The 19,078-nt window shown below is 66.6% G+C and carries 20 protein-coding genes; 17 read left to right on the forward strand and 3 right to left on the reverse strand.

Features of this window, described 5'->3' with window-relative positions:
- Positions 1-5 precede the first annotated feature (5 nt).
- From AAG612_RS09400 to AAG612_RS09420, 5 genes are all read left to right on the forward strand, one after another.
- Positions 6-404 carry a VOC family protein gene (locus tag AAG612_RS09400; RefSeq protein ID WP_342509565.1) on the forward strand — a complete coding sequence of 133 codons (399 nt, stop codon included), beginning with the start codon at positions 6-8 and terminating at the stop codon, positions 402-404.
- Positions 397-795: a cupin gene (locus AAG612_RS09405; RefSeq protein WP_342509567.1), complete on the forward strand. Its 399-nt coding sequence runs from the start codon at positions 397-399 to the stop codon at positions 793-795. Before AAG612_RS09400 ends, AAG612_RS09405 begins: the two co-directional genes overlap by 8 nt.
- Before the next feature lie 200 nt (positions 796-995).
- Positions 996-1,589, forward strand: coding sequence for an EF-hand domain-containing protein (locus AAG612_RS09410; RefSeq protein WP_342509569.1), 594 nt, complete (start codon positions 996-998; stop codon positions 1,587-1,589).
- A gap of 10 nt (positions 1,590-1,599) precedes the next feature.
- A complete protein-coding gene (locus AAG612_RS09415; RefSeq protein ID WP_342509571.1) occupies positions 1,600-2,337 on the forward strand; it encodes a response regulator in 738 nt (245 codons plus the stop codon).
- 5 nt (positions 2,338-2,342) lie between these two features.
- Positions 2,343-3,788, forward strand: a complete 1,446-nt coding sequence (locus tag AAG612_RS09420) for an ATP-binding protein (protein ID WP_342509572.1) — start codon at positions 2,343-2,345, stop codon at positions 3,786-3,788.
- 92 nt (positions 3,789-3,880) lie between these two features.
- Here the strand turns inward: AAG612_RS09420 and AAG612_RS09425 are convergent, their stop codons facing one another.
- Positions 3,881-5,455, reverse strand: a complete 1,575-nt coding sequence (locus AAG612_RS09425; protein WP_342509574.1) for a helicase HerA-like domain-containing protein — start codon at positions 5,453-5,455, stop codon at positions 3,881-3,883.
- A gap of 107 nt (positions 5,456-5,562) precedes the next feature.
- Here AAG612_RS09425 and pabB point away from each other — a divergent pair, with 107 nt between their 5' ends.
- From pabB to AAG612_RS09450, 5 genes are all read left to right on the forward strand, one after another.
- Complete coding sequence (pabB, locus tag AAG612_RS09430; protein WP_342509576.1) at positions 5,563-7,383, forward strand: aminodeoxychorismate synthase component I; 1,821 nt, start codon at positions 5,563-5,565, stop codon at positions 7,381-7,383.
- Positions 7,384-7,393: 10 nt separating this feature from the next.
- Entirely contained in the window at positions 7,394-8,137 is a 744-nt protein-coding gene (locus AAG612_RS09435) for an RluA family pseudouridine synthase (RefSeq protein ID WP_342509578.1), read from the forward strand.
- A complete protein-coding gene (gene arfB / locus AAG612_RS09440) occupies positions 8,127-8,546 on the forward strand; it encodes an alternative ribosome rescue aminoacyl-tRNA hydrolase ArfB (protein WP_342509580.1) in 420 nt (139 codons plus the stop codon). Before AAG612_RS09435 ends, arfB begins: the two co-directional genes overlap by 11 nt.
- Before the next feature lie 183 nt (positions 8,547-8,729).
- Positions 8,730-8,897, forward strand: coding sequence for a 50S ribosomal protein L33 (gene rpmG, locus AAG612_RS09445; RefSeq protein WP_010233410.1), 168 nt, complete (start codon positions 8,730-8,732; stop codon positions 8,895-8,897).
- Between the two features lie 91 nt (positions 8,898-8,988).
- Positions 8,989-9,654 (forward strand): LolA family protein, encoded by a 666-nt coding sequence (locus AAG612_RS09450; RefSeq protein ID WP_342509583.1) that lies wholly within the window; start codon positions 8,989-8,991, stop codon positions 9,652-9,654.
- Between the two features lie 344 nt (positions 9,655-9,998).
- Here the strand turns inward: AAG612_RS09450 and AAG612_RS09455 are convergent, their stop codons facing one another.
- A complete protein-coding gene (locus AAG612_RS09455; protein WP_342509585.1) occupies positions 9,999-11,456 on the reverse strand; it encodes an alkaline phosphatase in 1,458 nt (485 codons plus the stop codon).
- A 149-nt stretch (positions 11,457-11,605) separates the two neighbouring features.
- On the opposite strand from AAG612_RS09455, the gene xth reads away from it, so the two are divergent.
- The 3 genes from xth to AAG612_RS09470 are packed head-to-tail and all read left to right on the forward strand — an operon-like array spanning position 11,606 to position 14,000.
- Entirely contained in the window at positions 11,606-12,403 is a 798-nt protein-coding gene (gene xth, locus AAG612_RS09460; protein WP_342509587.1) for an exodeoxyribonuclease III, read from the forward strand.
- Positions 12,352-13,482: a GTP cyclohydrolase II gene (gene ribA, locus AAG612_RS09465; protein WP_425341853.1), complete on the forward strand. Its 1,131-nt coding sequence runs from the start codon at positions 12,352-12,354 to the stop codon at positions 13,480-13,482. Before xth ends, ribA begins: the two co-directional genes overlap by 52 nt.
- Positions 13,479-14,000: a GNAT family N-acetyltransferase gene (locus AAG612_RS09470; RefSeq protein WP_342509592.1), complete on the forward strand. Its 522-nt coding sequence runs from the start codon at positions 13,479-13,481 to the stop codon at positions 13,998-14,000. The genes ribA and AAG612_RS09470 overlap by 4 nt, the downstream gene beginning before the upstream one ends.
- Here AAG612_RS09470 and AAG612_RS09475 read toward each other — a convergent pair whose 3' ends face one another.
- Complete coding sequence (locus AAG612_RS09475) at positions 14,001-15,011, reverse strand: right-handed parallel beta-helix repeat-containing protein (protein WP_342509594.1); 1,011 nt, start codon at positions 15,009-15,011, stop codon at positions 14,001-14,003. It lies immediately after the preceding gene.
- Between the two features lie 164 nt (positions 15,012-15,175).
- Here AAG612_RS09475 and AAG612_RS09480 point away from each other — a divergent pair, with 164 nt between their 5' ends.
- The 4 genes from AAG612_RS09480 (at position 15,176) to phhA (ending at position 19,009) form a co-directional block, all read left to right on the forward strand.
- Complete coding sequence (locus AAG612_RS09480) at positions 15,176-15,508, forward strand: hypothetical protein (protein WP_342509596.1); 333 nt, start codon at positions 15,176-15,178, stop codon at positions 15,506-15,508.
- 92 nt (positions 15,509-15,600) lie between these two features.
- Positions 15,601-16,767, forward strand: a complete 1,167-nt coding sequence (locus tag AAG612_RS09485; protein ID WP_425341854.1) for an acyl-CoA dehydrogenase family protein — start codon at positions 15,601-15,603, stop codon at positions 16,765-16,767.
- Positions 16,764-17,984 (forward strand): acetyl-CoA C-acetyltransferase, encoded by a 1,221-nt coding sequence (locus AAG612_RS09490; RefSeq protein WP_342509600.1) that lies wholly within the window; start codon positions 16,764-16,766, stop codon positions 17,982-17,984. The genes AAG612_RS09485 and AAG612_RS09490 overlap by 4 nt, the downstream gene beginning before the upstream one ends.
- An 89-nt stretch (positions 17,985-18,073) precedes the next feature.
- Positions 18,074-19,009 (forward strand): phenylalanine 4-monooxygenase, encoded by a 936-nt coding sequence (phhA, locus tag AAG612_RS09495; protein ID WP_342509602.1) that lies wholly within the window; start codon positions 18,074-18,076, stop codon positions 19,007-19,009.
- Positions 19,010-19,078 lie beyond the last annotated feature (69 nt).

The raw sequence follows: 19,078 nt of genomic DNA on the forward strand, positions 1-19,078 counted from the left end.
GTTCGATGATCGGTTACGTTACGCTGGGCACCAACGACCTGCAGGGCAATGCGCCCTTCTACGATGCCATCGCAAAGGAGATGGGCGTCGGCCGGATGATGGACTTCGACAGCTTTATCGCATGGGGCGAACCGGGCGGCGCGGCAGGTGTCGCGCTGACCAAGCCCTATGACGGCGAGGCGGCGAGCGTGGGCAACGGCACGATGGTTGCGTTCGAGGCGAAGGACAAGGAACAGGTCCACCGCCTGCATGAGATCGCGCTGGCCAATGGGGGCACTGACGAGGGCGCGCCCGGCCCGCGCGGTGATGCGGACGAGAACGGGCTGGTGTTCTACGCCGCCTATTTCCGCGACCGCGACGGCAATAAGCTCAACGCCTTCTGCATGAGCAAGAGCGATGGCTGAGGCGCGCAAGCTCTCCGAACACCCGGTCCATCTCGGCCTGGGGGCGACTGCCGTAGCGCAGCCGCCCTTCACCGGGATGGACTGGTACGAGGATTATGGCCTTCGCAACGCCGCCGATGGCGCGGAAGGGCGGCTCGTCTCGCTGCACAGCTTCGGCGAGAGCTGGGATTCGTGGGAAATGCACCCCAAGGGCTCCGAAATCGTGGTCTGTACCTCGGGCGAGATCGTGCTGACGCAGGAACATCCCGACGGCCGGGTCGAGCAGGTGACGCTGTGCCCCGGAGAATACGCGATCAACGATCCCGGCGTGTGGCACACCGCCGATGTCGAGGAGCAAGCGACCGCGCTGTTCATCACGGCTGGCGACGGCACCGAGCATCGGCCACGCTAGACGCTCACGTGGCGATCGGGCTTGCGGGCCGATGAATGGCCTGCCCGTCATGATACAAGCCGTTACAAACTCGCCCGATCATGGCAAACCCGCGCGACAATCGACGTCTAGAAGGGTCTCATGAGCTGCGAGGCGGGTTTCGATCTCCCCCCCTACCCCTGCCCGCTTCGCAGCTCTCCCACTCCAAAGGAGAGAATTTCATGAAGACCCCCATCATCGCCCTCGCCGGTATTTCGCTGCTCGCCGCAAGCGCCGCGATGGCCCAGCCGGGCGAACGCAATACCGGCCCCATGACCCGCGCCGACGTCGCGCAGAAGACCGCCGAGCGCTTCGAGCGGCGGGACCTGAACAGCGACGGCGTGCTCGATCTCGCCGATCGCGAATTGCGCCGTGAACAGCGGATCGCCCGGATCGATACCGACGGCAATGGCGCGATCAGCAAGGCCGAACGCGAAGCCGCGCAGGAAGCCCGCCAGGCGCGCCGCGCCGAACGCGCCGCAAAGCGCGGCGAGAATGCCACCGCCCGGGGCGAACGCCGCGCCATGCGCAAGATACATCGTGGCGGAATGCGCGGCATGCGCGGCGGCGGGATGATGGTCCGCGCCGATGCCAATGGCGATGGCCGCCTCACCCTCGCCGAAATGCAGGCGCACGCGCTCGCCCGGTTCGACCGGCTCGACGCCAATAGCGACGGCACCGTGACCGTCGAAGAGCGCAAGGCCGCCCGCGAAGCGATGCGCGCCAAGCGCGCCGAGCGGATGGAGCAACGCCGCGCCCAGCGTAGCGGCCAGTAAGGCCACCCGGATGGCTGCTTCCGAAGATACTGCTGCCATAACCGTGCTGCTCGTCGACGACGAGGCAAGCTTGCGCGAACCCCTGGTCGACTATCTCGTCGGCCAGGGGTTCGTCGTGCTCGAGGCGGAGAGCGCCGCCGCCGCGCGCAGCCTGCTGCGCGAAAAGCGCGCCGACATCGCGCTGGTCGACATCATGATGCCGGGCGAAGACGGCCTCTCGCTCACCCGCCACCTGATCGAGGCGCAGCACCTGCCGACCATCCTGCTAACCGCGATGGGCGAGGCGACCGACCGGATCGTCGGGCTGGAAATCGGCGCCGACGACTATGTGACCAAGCCGTTCGAGCCGCGCGAACTGGTCGCCCGCATCCGCTCGGTCCTGCGCCGCGCGGGCCGCTCGGCGATCAATCCCGACGGCGAGGATCTGCATTACCTGTTCGAAGGCTGGCGGCTCGATCCGCTCAAGCAGCGGCTGACCGATCCGGAAGATACGGTTGTCCCCATCTCGACCGCCGAATTTCGCATGCTGCGCGCCTTTCTCGATCGCCCGCGCGCCGTGCTCGATCGCGATTCGCTGCTCGACATGGTGCAGGGGCGCGAGGCGCATCTGTTCGACCGCGCGGTCGACAACCAGGTCAGCCGCCTGCGCCGCAAGATCGAGGAAGACAGCCGCAACCCCCAATTCATCCAGACCGTGCGCGGCGGAGGCTATCGCTTCGCCGCCGACGTCACCCGCGTACCCGCCTAATCGCGATGGCACGATTCATTCCGAAGAGTCTTCTGGGCCAGAGCCTGCTCGCCATCGCGGTGACGCTACTGATCGGGCAGGCGATATCGGGTGTCCTGCTGTATCGCGCGGCACAGGATCGGCGCGATGTCGGCACCCTCAACGCGGCCGCCTTCCACCTGCTACGCACCGCCAATCGCGATTTCGAATCGCCGCGCGAAGTGCGCCGGGCGCTGCGCCGGGCCGAGCCCGAGCGCGGGCTCGATCTTGCTTCGCGTGGCGAAACGCGCCGCCGGGGGCTCCCCCCGCGCCTTTCGGGCACGCTGAGCGAAACCTCGCCGCTCATCGCCGGGGAGACGCGCGATACCCAAGCAGAAAACCGCCTGCGCGAGATTCTGACGCGGCAGGGGCTCGACCCGCAGGATCTGGTGGTGACGATCCGCCCGATCGCGCAGGACCCGATGCTGACGCGACTGGCGCAGGAGCGTCCGCGCTTGCGCGCCCGCCTCGCACGACGCGCGACGGGCCGCGAGATTCTGGTGGCGGGGCTGAAGGTCGCCGGCGAGGATCGCTGGATCGTCGCACGCAGTCTTCGCCCGCCGCTGGAGGCCGGTGCCTTGTGGCTGATCGCCATCCAGACCGTGCTGCTGTTTCTCGTGCTGCTCGGTGCGACCTTCCTCGTGCTGCGCCGGATCACGCGCCCCCTCGCCCGGCTGACCCAGCGAGTCGAAGATTTCGCGCGCACGCAGGCCCCGCACGATCCGCTGCCCGCCGAAGGCCCGGAAGACGTCAGTCGGCTGATCGTGGCGCATAATACGCTCGAAAACCGGATCGCGGCGCTGCTGGACGAGAAGGACGTGATGCTCGGCGCGATCGGGCACGATCTCAAGACGCCGCTGGCCGCGCTGCGTGTACGCATCGAATCGGTGCCCGACGAGGCGCAGCGCGCGCGCATGGCCGAGGTGATCGAGGATTTGCGCCGCACGCTCGACGATATCCTCTCGCTCGCACGAATCGGGCGCGCCAAGGATCCGCCCGAGGCGACGCAGCTGGCCGCTCTGGTCGACAGCGTGGTAGAGGAATTCGAGGACATGGGACGGCCGGTGGTGGTCGAAGAGGCCCAGCGGGTCGTCGCACCGATCCAGGTAACATGGCTGCGCCGTGCGCTTCGCAACCTCATCGAGAACGCGCTGCGCTATGGCGGATCGGCCAGCGTCTCGGTCGCGCGCGAAGGCGATAGCGCGGTGATCGCGGTCGAAGACGACGGCCCCGGCATCGCGCCGCAAGACCTTGCGGCCATGCTCGAACCTTTCCGCCGCGGCGAAGCGAGCCGCAATCGCGGCACCGGCGGCGCCGGGCTTGGCCTGACGATCACGCGCGCGATCGTGCGAGAGCATCGCGGCGAGCTAATCCTGTCGAACCGCTCCGAAGGGGGCCTGCGCGCCGAAATGCGCCTGCCTTTGGTGGTTTAGTTCGGCGCCAGCCCTCACCCCCGCCCGGCCAACCCAACGGTAGTATCCTGTGTGGGTTGGCCGGGCGGGGGTGAGGGCCGGAACCGCGATACCTAGCGCATCAGCCCGCCGACGAGGTTTCGCACGAAGCTGCCGACCACCGGCCCCGCCAGATCGGTCGCGATCGATCCGGCTGCCGATGTGACGCCCGAGGCCATCGGGTTGGCGCGCGATTTCTTGCCCAGCACCGTGCGTGCCGCCATCCCTGCGGCGGACCCGGCGGCGACTTTGGTCCCGCGCGAGATCGCCTTTCCCCAGATGCTCTTGCTCTTGCGAGGGCGCTTGCGGACCTCGGCCTCGCCCTTCTCCTCCACCTCCTGCGCGGTCTCGGCCGCATCGACGATTTTCTGCGCGATCACCTCGGCTGCGCTCTCGCGGTCGACTGCGTGGTCGTACTTGCCCGCAAGCGGGCTCGCGCCGAGGATCACCGCCCGCTCGCCCGCCGAGAGCGGCCCGAGGCGGCTCTGCGGCGGCTTGATGAGGGTGCGTTCGACCACCGAGGGCGCACCATCCTCGTCCAGCGTGGAGACCAGCGCCTCGCCCGTTTTCAGCTCGGTGATCGCCTGCGCCACATCGAGTTCGGCGTTGATCCGGAACGTCTGCGCCGCCGCCTTGATCGCCTTCTGGTCGCGCGGAGTGAAAGCCCGGAGCGCGTGCTGCACGCGGTTGCCGATCTGGCCCGCGACATCGTCGGGCACGTCGATCGGGTTTTGCGTCACGAAGAATACGCCCACGCCCTTTGATCGGATCAGGCGAACCACCGTCTCGATCGTGTCCTGAAACGCCTTGGGCGTATCGTCGAACAGCAGGTGCGCCTCGTCGAAGAAGAACACGAGCCTGGGCTTCTCCGGGTCGCCCACTTCGGGCAGCGTCTCGAACAGTTCGGCGAGCAGCCAGAACAGGTAGGTCGCATAGAGATTGGGGCTGCGCATCAGCTTGTCGGCGGCGAGGATGCTGATGAACCCGCGCCCGTTTGCATCGACGCGGAACAGATCGTCCACTTCCAGCGCAGGCTCACCGAAAAAGCGATCCGCGCCTTCGCTCTCGAAGCTCAGCAGGCGGCGCTGGATGGCGCCGATCGATGCCTTGGTGATACGCCCGTAATCGCCCGCCACGGCATCGGGGTCGTCCGCCGCGAAGCCCAGCAGGCTGCGCAGGTCGGCAAAGTCGAGCAGCAGCAGGCCGTTGTCGTCGGCGTAGCGGAAGACGATCTGCAGCACGCCTTCCTGCGTGTCGTTCAGGTCGAGCAGGCGGGCGAGGAGCAGCGGCCCCATTTCGGAGATGGTGGTGCGCACGGGGTGGCCCTGCTGCCCGAACAGGTCCCAGAAGATCACCGGGAAATCGGCATAGGCGTAGTCGTCCATGCCCAGCTCGGCGGCGCGCCCTTCCAGCTTGTCGGCATGCTTGAACTTGGGCGAGCCCGGCACCGCGAGCCCCGCGAGATCGCCCTTCACGTCGGCCACGAACACCGGCACACCTTGTGCCGAGAAACTCTCCGCCAGGCCCTGCAACGTCACCGTCTTGCCGGTGCCCGTCGCACCCGCGATCAGGCCGTGGCGATTGGCGCGGTCGAGCCTGAGCTCCTGCGCTTCGCCCGCTGCGTTGCGACCCAGAAAAATCGCGCTCACCCGGCATTCCTCCCCTTCGCTTCGGACTGGGGCGTGGTCTGCGCACCGTGCCCGCGATGCGTCAAGGTGGTTCCAATTCGCGAGCGCTTCGATAGAGCGGTTCTCGCATGGCACAGGCGGACCCCTTCATATTGCTGGACGATGCACGCGCCCCCGCTGACGGCGGCGGGAGCGCGGGCGCACGCCTGTTCGAAGCGCCGGTCGCGATTTTTCGCGCCGTGCGGGCCGACGAGGTGGAACAGACGCTGGCGGCGGCGCAAGCGGCGCAGGCCGAACGCGGCGGCACGCTGGCCGGATATGTCGCCTACGAGGCAGGGTTGGCGCTGGAGCCGAAACTGCGTCCATTGGCAGACCGCCGCATCGGGGCTGCAGGCCCGCTGGTGTGGCTCGGCCTGTTCGAGGACGAGCGCGCGATTCCGGCGGACGAGGTCGATGCATGGCTGGCGGGTCGCACGCCGGGACCGGCGAGCCTTGGCCCCCTCGATCCCGCGATCACGCTGGGTTGCTGGCAGGAACGCTTTGCCGAATTACAGCGGGCTATCGCGGCGGGCGAGGTCTATCAGGCCAATCTCACGCTGCCGCTGACAGGCTCCTTCCGGGGCGATCCGCTGGCGCTCTATGCGCAGCTGCGGCAGGCCTCGCACGCGGGCCATGGCGGCGTGGTGTGGGATGGCAGCCACGCGCTCGTCAGCCTCTCGCCCGAGCTGTTCTTCGAAGCATCCGAAGCCGACATAGCGACCCGCCCGATGAAGGGCACCCGCCCGCGTCATGCTGATCCGGCGCAGGACCGGGCTGCGGCAGAGGATCTGGCGGCCTCCGAAAAGGACCGCGCCGAAAACCTGATGATCGTCGACCTTATGCGCAACGATCTGGCACGTATTGCCGAGGCCGGATCGGTCCAGGTGGAAGAGCCCTTCAAGGTCGAGAGTTTCCCGACCGTCCATCAGATGGTCAGTACCGTCCGCGCGCAGCTCGCCCCCGGCACCGGGCTGCCCGATATCCTCAAGGCGCTGTTCCCCTGCGGATCGATCACCGGCGCGCCCAAGATCCGCGCGATGGAGCTGATCGATCATCTGGAGCGCGACGCGCGCGGCCCCTATTGCGGGGCGATCGGCGCTTATGGGGCCGACGGGAGCGCAAGTTTCAACGTCGCCATCCGCACGCTGCGCCTGACCCCGATCGAGAATGGTCAGGGCAGTGCCGTGCTCGGCGTCGGCGCCGGGATCGTCGCCGACAGCGATGCGCTGGCCGAATGGCGCGAAGCGCAGATCAAGGCCGGCTTCGCCCGCAGCAGCGCGCCCGACCGCCGCGCGCCCGCGTTCGATCTCATCGAGACCATGCGATTCGACCCCGAAGAGGGTATTCCCCTGCTCGAAGGGCATCTTGCGCGGATTTCGACCAGCGCGCACGAGCTGGGCTTCGCCTTTGACCGGCATGCCGCGCGCAACCAGATCCAGACGCTCTGCTTCGAGCTGGACGAGGGCGCCAAGGTCCGCCTGTGCTGCGCGCGTTCGGGCACCACTGCGATCGAGGTTGCGCCGCTGCCCGCCACGCCATCCGGGCCGCTCGCCTGCATCGCGCTGCCGCTGCCCGTCGATCCAGGCGACTGGCGGCTGCGACACAAGACCACCGACCGCGGCTTTTATGCCGACGCGCTCGCCGCAGCGCATGGTGCCGAAGCGCACGAAGCGCTGCTGGTGCGCGACGACGGGTTGGTCACCGAGGGCAGCTGGACAAGCGTGTTCGTGGAGCGTGACGGCACGCTGGTCACTCCGCCGCTCGCGCTCGGACTGCTGCCGGGTGTGCTGCGCGATTCGCTTATCGCCGAGGGGCGCGCGGTCGAAGGCGAGATCACACTCGACGATCTGGAAGGCGGCTTCTGGATCGGTAACGCGCTGCGCGGATTGATGCAGGCGCGCCTCCTCTGAAAGCTTTCTTATGAATATTCCGATTCTCTACGAAGACGGCGAAGCGCTGGTGATCGACAAGCCTGCGGGCCTGCCGATCGACCGGCCGCGCAAAGGTGGCGAATGCCTCGAGGATCATCTCGACGACCTGAAGCTGGGATTTCAGCGCCGTCCGCTGCCCGTCCACCGGCTCGATACCGATACCAGCGGCTGCCTGCTGCTGGCGCGCAACCCGAAGGCGCACAAGCGCTTTACCGCCGCCTTCGAAGCAAAGGCCGTGGCCAAGGTCTACCACGGCATCCTCGCCGGGATTCCCGATGAGAAGGAAGGCCGGGTCGAACTCGCCCTCACCAAGATCAGCAGCGCCGATAAAGGCTGGCGCATGATCCCCGCTAAGAAGGGCAAGCCCTCGGTCACCGAATGGCGCGTGGTGGCCGAGCATGAAGGGCGCGCACTGGTCGAATTTCGCCCCGCGACAGGCCGGACGCACCAGATCCGCGTCCACGCCGCCAGCGGCATCGGCATCGCGTTGCTCGGCGACCCGGTTTACGGATCGCGCGAAGGTGCGCCCCGAACGATGCTGCACGCCAGCGGGATCGGGGTCGCGCGCGAGGGCAAGACCGATATTGCCGCAGACAGCCCCCTGCCGAGCGACTTCGCGGCGCTGGGCTTCCCGGTCGTCGAACCCGGCCCCGACTCCGTGCCCGGCCCAGTCTCCGAGCAAAGCCCCGCCTCCGAGCACAGCCCCGTCTCCGAGCCCGGCGATGCTGCCTGACGACCTGCTAGCCCGCGCGCATGCGCTGGCCGAGGAGCGGTTTGTCGCAGGCTCGGGCCCCGGCGGGCAGAACGCCAACAAGGTCGCGACCGAAGTCCAGCTGCGGGTCAATGCCTACAAGCTGCGCCTCTCGCCCTTCGCGTTCCGGCGGCTGGGCGAGGTGGCGGGCAACCGCCTGACCGATAGCGGCGACATCCTGATCGTCGCGCGCGAGCACCGCACGCAGGAAGCGAATCGGGGGCTGGCGCGCGAGAAGCTGGAGCAATTGCTGCGCGAGGCGCACCGCAGGCCGAAGACCCGCGCGAAGACCCGGCTCAACCGCGTGGGCAAGGTGAAACGGCTCAAGACCAAGAAGGCGCGCGGCGACCTGAAGGCCAAGCGATCCAAGCCGACCCGCAGCGATTGGTAGGGCGGCCGGCGCAAAGACTGGCAGCACCACTGGCAGCTTGACTTTTCCACCGCTCGCGGCCAATAGCGCCTGCGATCGGGCGGTGCCGCGTGCGCCGCCTGTTGTTTTTTCACCCGATGCACATCGTGAAGCCCCTTGGGCCCACCACCGATGGCCGGGCCCTTGAACTGGCAGGATTGAGTTATGGCGAAGCCCGCAACCGTCAAGATCAAGCTCGTGTCGACCGCGGACACCGGCTTCTATTACGTGACGAAGAAGAATCCTCGGAACATCACCGAGAAGATGACCTTCCGCAAATACGACCCCGTCGTGCGCAAGCACGTCGAGTTCAAGGAAGCGAAGATCAAGTAATCTTCGCCGCGTGGCCGGGGCCCTGTCCCTTGCGCTCGCGGAACCGGCTCGCTCACGCGCGGTTCACTCCGAGACCCTTACGGAGGCCGTCATGACGACCATTCAATTTATCGCTCGCCGCCCGCTCGCCGGGCTTGCCAGTCTCGCTCTCATCGGCGCAACGCCGATCGCCGCGACGCTCGCGTTGCCCGCACCTGCCTATGCAGCGGCGGGATCGCTGGACAGTGCGGTTGCCGCGTTGCGCGGCATCAAGACCATGCGCGCCGATTTCACGCAGACCGACCGGTCCGGGCAGAGCGTGCGCGGCAAGATGACGCTCAAGCGGCCGGGCAAGATCCGCTTCGAATACGGGCAAGGCGTGCCGCTGCTGGTGGTATCCAACGGCAAGACGCTCACCATGGTCGATTACGAGGTCAATCAGGTCGAGCGCTGGCCGATCAGCAATTCGCCGCTCGGCGCGCTGCTCGACCCGAATCGCGACGTGAAGAAATACGGGCGCCTGCGCCAGACCAACAACGACAACGTCCTTTCGGTCGAGGTGAAGGACCCGAACAAGCCCGAATACGGCACCATCACGCTGATCTTCGTGCGCGATGCTGGGGCTCCCGGCGGTTGGGAGCTGACCAACTGGGTCGCGCTCGACGCGCAGAACAACCGCACGACCGTGCGGCTGGAGAATCAGCGCTACGGGGTCTCGGTGAGCGACTCGACGTTCACCTACAAGGACCCGCGCCGCGCATCCCGTCGACCCCGGTAAACCGTTCGTCGAGGGATGCCCGCTACGCGCGGTCGGTTGCAGCTTCGCGTTCATTTACACGCAATGCGGGTCCCCCTAATCTCATTTTCACAAGGCCCGATGAGCCTGCGGGTTTCCCCCCTGTTGCCCCGTGGCTCCGTTTTACGAAGGCCTTGTCGCAAGCGTGACGAACGCTCGTAAGGAACCCTCGCACCACAGCCCCCGGTGCGGGGGTTTTCTTATCTGTCTGGCTTCAAGCGCCAGCGCGCGCATCCGCGCGCTCGGCTATCCTCGCTGACGCTGGAGGCGCGCGGTCGCCTCTGCCGGGCGGTCCGGTCTGGTGCGATCCGGCAGGAGGGCCCGCGTTACTCTTCGTCCCAGCCGAATGCGGCGCGCATGATGTGTTCGATGACGTTCTGCTCGATCACGCCGCGAACCCGCTGCGAGCCCGGGCCGGTAGCGAACAGCGCCACATCCTCCCCCCCGTGGGTTTCCGAGCCGAGCGGAACCAGCGACTGCTGCTGCGCCTGCGCGCCCGTCTCCGGCTCGCCGCGCTCGCCCTTCACCGCGCCCGGGCCGTTGGCATAGCCGAGCGTAGTGTACGGCTGACCGTCACCCGCCAGCAGAGGTTCGTCATTGGCCGCGCCGGGGTGATCCTCGTCCCCGCTAACCGGCGGATGGACCAGCCCCAGGATCGGATTGCCCCGCTTGGGATAGCCCGCGATGGTGAAGACGTGGCTGTGATCGGCGGTCACCAGAATCAGCGTCTCGTCCGGGTCGGTGTTGTCGACCGCGTACTGGATCGCGCGGGCGAACTCGATCGTCTCCTCCAGCGCGTACCCGGCCTTGCCCATATGGTGGCCGTGATCGATCCGGCCGCCCTCGATCATCAGGTAGTACCCTTGCGGATCGTCCGACAGGCGGCGAATCGATTCGGCGGTCATCTCGGTCAGGGTCGGCTCGCTCGTGTCGGGCGTCCGGTCGAGCTGATAGGTCATGTGGCTGGGCGAAAAGAGCCCCAGCACCGGCTTGTCGAGCGGCGCTTTGCGCATCGCCTGCGTGTCGGCCGCGAAGGTGCCGCCCGTGCGCGCGGCCCACTCACTCGGCAGGTTTGCTGCCGGGTCCGTGCGCTCGCCCCCCGCGCCCGTGCCCAGGAACTTGCGCGAGCCGCCACCCAGCGCGAGATCGAACGGAAACGCGACCAGTTGCTGCGCGAAATCGGTGCAGCCCAGCGCCTGCTGCGCGGGCGGCATGTCGGCATCCGATTCCCAGTTGCGATCGGGGTTGTGGCCGTAAACGGCAGCCGGAGTCGCGTGGGTCAGGCGCGCGGTGCTGACGATGCCGACGGCCTTGCCGTGCTCGAGCGCTTCTTCCGCGATCGTCTCCATCCCGTGGCCCAGCGACGCGGCGCAATCGCCGCGCGGCACGTCGGGCGCGGTGTTGATCACGCCGATGCGCGTCTTGCGACCGGTGTTGAGCGCGGACGCGGTGCCCGCGCTGTCGGCGACCTGCGCATCGGTGTTGTAGGTCTTGACCAGCGCCACATTGTCGAACTTTTCGAAACTGAGCGAATTCTCCTCGCCCGGTTGGCCCTGCTGCTGACCTGCCAGAATGCGCGCGGCGGTGATCGTCGAAATGCCCATCCCGTCGCCCACAAACAGGATGACGTTCTTCGCCTTCCCTTCCGCCGTCTGCGGGGCGGCCTGCACCGCTGGCTCCGTACCGTAGTAATTGGTGGTCGACGTGCACGCGCCAAGCGGCAGTGCGATCAGCGCGAAAGCGGCGGCCAAGCGGCGGCGTGGGCGGGCGGAATGGCGGATCATGGCGGGCTCCCTCAAACGGATCGGCGAAACGAATGACCAAATCGGTGAGCCCATGCCTTTGGCGGGGGAATGAGACAAGCGCGCGACCGACCGGCCGTCGCAAATCGTGCGGCTTGCGGGGGCCGGACCCCGCGCCTAAGTCCGCGGCCATGGTTTCTGTCACCACCTGGAATATCAACTCGGTCCGCCTGCGCATGCCGCTGGTCGAGCAGTTTCTCACCAAACACACGCCCGACGTGCTGTGCCTGCAGGAGATAAAGTGCGTCGAGGAGGCTTTCCCCGCCAAGGCCTTCCGCGAACTCGGCTACGATCACATCGCGATCCACGGGCAGAAGGGGTATCACGGGGTCGCCACCGTCAGCCGTTTGCCGTTCGAGGAATTCTCCCGCCACGACTGGCAGGATAATGGCGAGGCCCGCCATATCGGCGTGCAGCTGAGCGATCCCGCGCATCAGGGCATGGTGATCGAGAATGTCTATGTGCCCGCAGGCGGCGACGTGCCCGACCGCGAGGTCAACGCGAAGTTCGGCCAGAAGCTCGATTTTCTGGAGCGGATGACTCGCTGGGCCGACACGGTCGACCAGCCGACGCTGATCGTGGGCGATTTCAACATCGCCCCGCTCGAAAGCGATGTGTGGAGCCACAAGCAGCTGCTGAAAGTGGTCAGCCACACGCCCGTAGAGGTCGAAGCGCTGCAGCGCTTCATGGATGCGCATGGCTGGACCGATATCGGGCGCGAGCATGTGCCCGAACCCGAACGCTATTACAGCTGGTGGAGCTATCGCAATCCCAACTGGCAGACCAACGACAAGGGTCGCAGGCTGGACCACATGTGGGCCAGCCCCGAGCTGGCGAAGCAGGCGACCGGACACTCCATCCTCGAAGAAGCGCGGGGCTGGGAACGGCCGTCGGACCACGTACCGCTGACGACGGAGTTCGACCTCTGAGCGCGAGCACGCCCGGTGGCAGTGCGAGGGCGCTTGCCCAGGCGATCGACGCACTGCGGCACGGCTGGCCGATCCGGGTCGATGCCGAACACGGCGGCCCGGCGCTGCTGCCGGTCGAGACCGCGGCGGAGCCGTCTTTGACGGCAGGGCGGATGCTGATTTCGGCGGCGCGGGCGCAAACGCTCAAGCTGGCGAACCAGCGGGCGGCGGCGGTGCCGCATTCTCCGGTGCTGATCGAGGGGGGCGAGGCGTTCACGCTCGATCTGGCGCGTGCCGTTTCGGACCCCGCGCTCGACCTAGCCAATCCGATGAAAGGGCCGTTCCGGGCGCTTCCCCTGCCCGAACACGACTGGCCGCAGACCGCGCTGGAAATCGCCCGCCGCGCCGGAATCCTGCCCGCCTTCCTCATCGATCCCGACCCGGCGGACCAGCCCGTGATGGTAACAGCCGCCGATCTCGCGGCATTTTCCGCGCCCGATACGCTGCGGATCGCCGCCCGCACCCGGTTGCCGACCGCGGCCGCCGAGCAGGCCGAGATCGCGATCTTCCGCTCGCCTGCGGATATGCGCGAGCATGCCGCGCTCATCATCGGGCGGCAGAGCTCCGATGCGACGCCGCTGGTGCGTGTGCATTCCGAATGCCTGACGGGCGATGTGTTCGGCAGTCTCAAGTGCGATTGCGGGCCGCAGCTCGATGCGGCGTTGCACGTTTTTGCGCAGGAAGCGGATCGAGGCGGCTACGGCGTGGTATTGTACCTGCGTCAGGAGGGGCGCGGAATCGGCCTCGTCAACAAGCTGCGCGCCTATCGCCTGCAGGAACAGGGGCACGATACGGTCGACGCGAACCGGCGGCTCGGCCTGCCGGACGAGGCGCGAGACTTTCCCATTGCGGGACGGATGTTATCCCTACTGGGGATTCCACGCATAAAGCTGCTGACGAATAACCCGGCGAAGCTTAGCGCCCTGCAGGAACAGGGCATAGAAATCGTCGAAAGGGTTCCCTTGAACACGGGCAACAACCCCCATAACGCACGCTATCTGGCGACCAAGCGCGACCGATCGGGCCACCTCCTGCCATGAGGAGGCTGACGATCCGCGAGGAGCAGCCGAACGATATTCCAGCCATCCACGCGTTGACCCGGGCAGCCTTTGCCAAGGCGACCCATGCGGCAGGAAACGAGCAGGATATCGTCGATGCGCTGCGCGCCGATGGCGACCTGACGCTGTCGCTGGTTGCGACCAATATGGACGAGGCGATCGTCGGACATATCGCCTTCTCTCCGGTCGCTATCTCCGACGGGACGAAGGGCTGGTACGGCGCGGGGCCGGTTTCGGTCATGCCGACGCGCCAGCGGACCGGAATCGGTTCGGAACTCGCCGAGGACGGCATCGAACGACTGCGCAAGATCGGCGCCAAGGGGATCGTCCTGCTTGGCGATCCGGGCTATTATGATCGTTTCGGGTTCAGCTGCGATCCGGACCTGTTCCTGCGGGATGCCCCGCCGGAATATTTCCAGGTCCGTGCGCTGACCGACGAACCGCGGCCCAAGGGCGAAGTGACCTATGCGCCCGGCTTCGCTGCGCAGTCGAAGGGCTAGCTAGCGCCGCTCGAACGGCTTGAGGCCACTGGCAAGGCGATTGTCGTCGATCCGCAGGCTCGCGCCCGTCCAGTCGGCGACGAAGGTGGTGTTGCGTTCCACATTGGGGGCGATGCGCGCGTCGTTGCCAGCGATCACCAGACCGTCGGAACCGTGCAGTTGCTCTTCTGCACCCACCGCGATGAAGGCGGAATAGTTTTCCTTGTCACGGCCCTGCACGAACCAGTTATTGGTGATCTGGCCGCGCGCTCCGGCAGGCAGATCGATCATGTAGTTGGTCGCCCGGCCGTTCGAATCGTCGAAACTGGACGCCGCGATCTCGACCATGGCGGCGCGCGATTTCACGTAGTGACCGCCCGTGCCCTGCTCGAACCGGCTGCGGGTCGCGCGGAAATGGCCGATCGCGCCGGTATAGATCGAATGCGCGCAGCCCGCCGAATTCTCGCACGTGCCCAGCGCGGTGAAGGTAGAACGGTCAACCACCAGCCGCATCGAGGGATCGCTGGAAGTCAGGATGCCCTGCTGGCTGTTGCGGAACCAGCTGTTGGCGACGGTGAGCGTGCCGGCTTCCTGCCGGATGCCCGCGCCATTGCCATCGGCGACGCCGATATTGCTGAAGATGATGCCCGAAACGCTCGCCTCGGCGCCGCGCAGCACGAGAGCGGCCTTGCCTTCGCACGCGGTGCCGGTGAATTCGACTTCGCCCGGCTCGGTCGCGAGAAAGGCGACTCGGCCTTCGCTTTGTACCGCGCATTGGCGATAGGTGCCCGGCGCAATGGCAATGCTGCCCTCGCCCGATCCGATCGCATCGACGGCGGCCTGCAGGTTGGCATAGCCGCGATTGGTCTCGACCACCGTGAAGGGCGTCGAGGAAGGCTGAGCCATCAGCGCGGCAAGCGGGATCATCGCCACTGCCGTTACGGCAACGACCACCGCGACGACCATGGACGGCCTGCCGAGCGTGGAACGGCTGGGAAGAGCGGGCGTGCTGCGTTGGCGATCGTGGGTCATGGACCGGCATTAGCGAATAATGGTAAACGCACTGCTAACCCCTCCGATTGACCAGCAAGGTGGCATTTCCCTTTGCCCGGTGCGCGTTCCTCTGCTTAATTCGCCGGTGCGCGGGCGACGCCGGATCGTCGGCTCGCGACAATTTTCAACCGGAGGATGGGCAGATGAAATTCACTATTGCGATGGGCCGCATGGGCCTGATCGGCGTGGGCGCACTGGCGCTGGCCGCTTGCGGCGATTCCGACAATGCCAGCGACGAAGTCGTCGCCGAGGATGTCGAGATCGTGGCCGATGAACAGCTCGACGATATCACCGACATGCCCGTCGACGACGATGCCGTCGCCACGCCCGAACCGATGCCGGTGCCGGTCGAAACGCAAAGCGCCGAGGAACGAGTCGAGGCGGAACGCGAGCGGATGCAGGACACCGCTGCCGACGCCGAGCAGGCCGCTGCCGACATCCAGGCCGAACTGGAAAAGATGCAGACCGAAAACTGATCCTGCCCAACAGGGCTTACGTGGGCGGCGTGCAAGGTGCGTCGCCCACGATCTGACTGATTATTTGAACTGAAAGGCCATGCATGTCGGGAATGGACGCGGATACCTTCGAGCAGTTTCACGAGCAATTGCAGCGCTATGTCCGCGAGCGGTTGATCCCGGCCGAGAAGGACGTGATCGCGAACGACAAGATTCCCGCGGATATCGTCGATGAAATGAAGGACATGGGCCTGTTCGGCCTGACCGTGCCCGAGGAATATGGCGGCGCTGGCCTGTCCGTCACGCAATATGCGCAGACGGTGAAGACGATGGCCTACGCCGCGCCCGCCTTCCGCTCCATCTTCTCGATCAACGTCGGGATGTTCAATTCGGCGATCAAGAATGGCGGCACCGACGCACAGAAAGCCGAATGGTGGCCGCGCATCGCGGGCGGAGAGATCGCCTGTTTCGGCCTGACCGAGCCGGGCAGCGGATCGGACTCTGCGGCGATGCAGACCACCGCCAAGCCCGATCCGGACGGCAATGGCTGGATCCTCAATGGATCGAAGCGCTACATCACCAACGCCCCGCATGCCGACGTCGCGCTGATCATGGCGCGGACCGAGAAGGAGGCGCTGCCCAAGAACGCGCATGTCAGCGCCTTCATCGTGCCGATGGACACGCCCGGCATGTCGACCGGCAGCCCCGATCACAAGATGGGCCAGGCGGGCAGCCATGTGTCCGACGTCTATCTGGAAGACGTGCACGTTCCCGCCGACGCGCTACTCGGCGGCGAGACCGGCCAGGGCTTCCGTTTCGCGATGCAGAGCCTCGACAATGGTCGCATTTCGGTGGGCGCGGCCAGCACGGGTTACGCCAAGCGCGCGCTCGACAGTGCGGTCCGCTATGCCAACGAACGGCAGGCCTTCGGCGAGCCGATCGCCAATTTCCAGCTGATCCAGGCGATGCTGGCCGAAAGCTGGACCGAAATCTATGCGGCCGAGGCCATGATGGCGGACGTGACCGCACGCGTGGATCGCGGCGAGAACACGATCAAGCACGCCGCCGCGTTCAAGGTCTTCGCCTCCGAAATGTGCGGCCGGGTGGTCGACCGGGTGGTCCAGATCTACGGCGGAGCGGGTTACCTCACCGAATACGACGCGGAGCGCTTCTTCCGCGATGCGCGGCTCTACCGCATCTACGAAGGCACCACGCAGATCCTGCAATTGCAGGTCGCCAAGCACATGCTGCGCGAATTCGCGGCGGGGGTGCAGGCATGAGCGCGCTGCGCCGTGCCGCCATCGTTTCGCCCCTGCGCACGCCGGTCGGGAGATTTCTCGGCACGCTGACCCCGCTCGAGGCGGGGCCGCTCGCTGCGCAGATGATCGGGGCGCTGGTGAAGCGCAGCGGCGTCGATCCCTCGCGGGTCGACGATGTGGTGCTCGCGCAAGGCTATGGCAGTGGCGAGGCGCCCGCCATTGGGCGCTGGGCGTGGCTCGCCGCCGGGCTACCCATCGAAGTCCCCGGCTTCCAGCTCGATCGGCGCTGCGGCTCGGGGCTGCAGGCCGTGATCGAGGCGGCGATGATGGTCCAGACGGGCGCTGCCGATTGCGTGCTGGCGGGCGGCGTCGAGTCGATGTCGAACGTGGAGCATTATACCACAAAGGCGCGCCACGGCGCGAAGATGGGCGACATGGCGCTGTGGGACCGGCTGACGCGCGGCCGCCTGATGAGCCAGCCGATCGAGCGCTTCGGCGTGATCTCGGGCATGATTGAAACGGCGGAAAACCTTGCGAAAGATTACGGCATTAGCCGTGAGGCAGCCGACCAGTACGCGGTCTCGTCCCACCAGAAGGCGGCGGCGGCGTGGGATGCGGGCAATTTCGATGCGCAGCTCGTTCCGGTCGAAGTGCCGCAGCGCAAGGGCGATCCCGCGCGGTTCGAGCGCGACGAGGGCTTCCGTCCCGATGCGTCGATGGAAACGCTCGGCAGCCTGCGCCCGATCGAGAAGGACGGGATCGTCACCGCGGGCAACGCCAGCCAGCAGAACGACGCCGCCGCCGCGTGCCTGGTGGTCGCGGAGGACAAGCTCGCCGAGCTGGGTCTCGAGCCGATGCTGTGGTTCGAAGGCTGGGCGGCTGCGGGCTGCGATCCGGCGCGCATGGGTATCGGCCCGGTCCCGGCGACCGAGCGTTTGTTCGCGCGTACCGGCAAGGGGTGGGACGATATCGACCTCGTCGAACTCAACGAAGCCTTCGCGCCGCAGGTACTGGCTGTGCTGAAGGGCTGGGGTTGGAGCGAGGACGATTCGCGCCGCGACATGCTGAACGTCAATGGATCGGGCATCTCACTCGGCCATCCGATCGGCGCGACCGGGGGGCGTATCCTGGCCGACATGGCGCACGAGTTGCACCGCCGCGAGGGTCGCTTTTCGTTGGAGACGATGTGTATCGGCGGCGGGCAGGGCCTCGCTGCGCTGTTCGAACGCGCGGCTTGAGCATCGGTCGGCGGCAACCCGGGTTCGCGCAAGAGGCTCGCAAGGCGAGGAAAATTGCGCTTTTCGGGCTGCCTTGGTAAGGGAACCCTATGGAAACCCTCCTCGAAAACGAAACCGATTACGCGACCATTCCGACCCCCTCGGACAGCGTGTTCACCGCGCCGCTCCAGCGCCCGTCGCACGTGAGCGAAGACTGGCTCGAACCGCAGTCGAGCTACGATTCGGACGACGACTCTGTCTGGAACGATCTCTACGCGCGGCAGATGAACCTGCTGCCCGGGCGCGCCTGCTCGGCCTTCATGCAGGGGCTCGAAAAGCTCAATCTGGATCGCGGCGGCGTGCCCGATTTCAAGGAAATCTCTGAAGAGCTCGACCGGCTGACCGGCTGGAGTGTGGTGGCGGTGCCCGGCCTCGTCCCCGATCAGGTGTTCTTCTATCACCTCGCCAACCGGCGTTTCCCGGCGGGCAACTTCATCCGCACCCGCGAAACCTTCGATTACATCCAGGAGCCGGACGTCTTTCACGACGTGTTCGGCCATGTCCCCATGCTGACCGATCCGGTCTTCGCCGACTATATGGAAGCCTATGGCAAGGCCGGTTGGCGTGCCATGCAGTATAATCGGCTGAAGGCGCTCGGCGCGCTTTACTGGTACACGGTCGAGTTCGGTCTCATCCTCGAAGAAGGCGATCTGCGCGCCTATGGCGCCGGCATCCTCTCGGGCCCGACCGAGGTGCAATATTCGGTGGAGGCGAAAAGCCCCAACCGGATCATGCTCGATGTCGATCGGGTCATGCGCACCGATTATGTGATCTCGGACCTCCAGAACACCTATTTCGTGATCGAGAGTTTCGAGGATCTGTTTCACCGGACCGAAGAGCGCGATTTCGAACGGCTTTACCAACGCCTGCCCGCAAACTTCACCTATGCGACGACCGCAGTGATCGACACCGACGATGTGCTGCAGATCGGGACGCAGGAATATAGCCTGCGCGGCGGCCTGGGCAGCGGAGCGCGGCCCGTCTGATCAGCCCCGCCTGATCAGCCGGGTCTGCCAATGCGCCCTGCGCGCGGCCCCCGGCGCATTCTCTTACAG

Source organism: Citromicrobium bathyomarinum (assembly GCF_038594605.1).
Classification (GTDB): Bacteria; Pseudomonadota; Alphaproteobacteria; order Sphingomonadales; family Sphingomonadaceae; genus Alteriqipengyuania; species Alteriqipengyuania bathyomarina_B.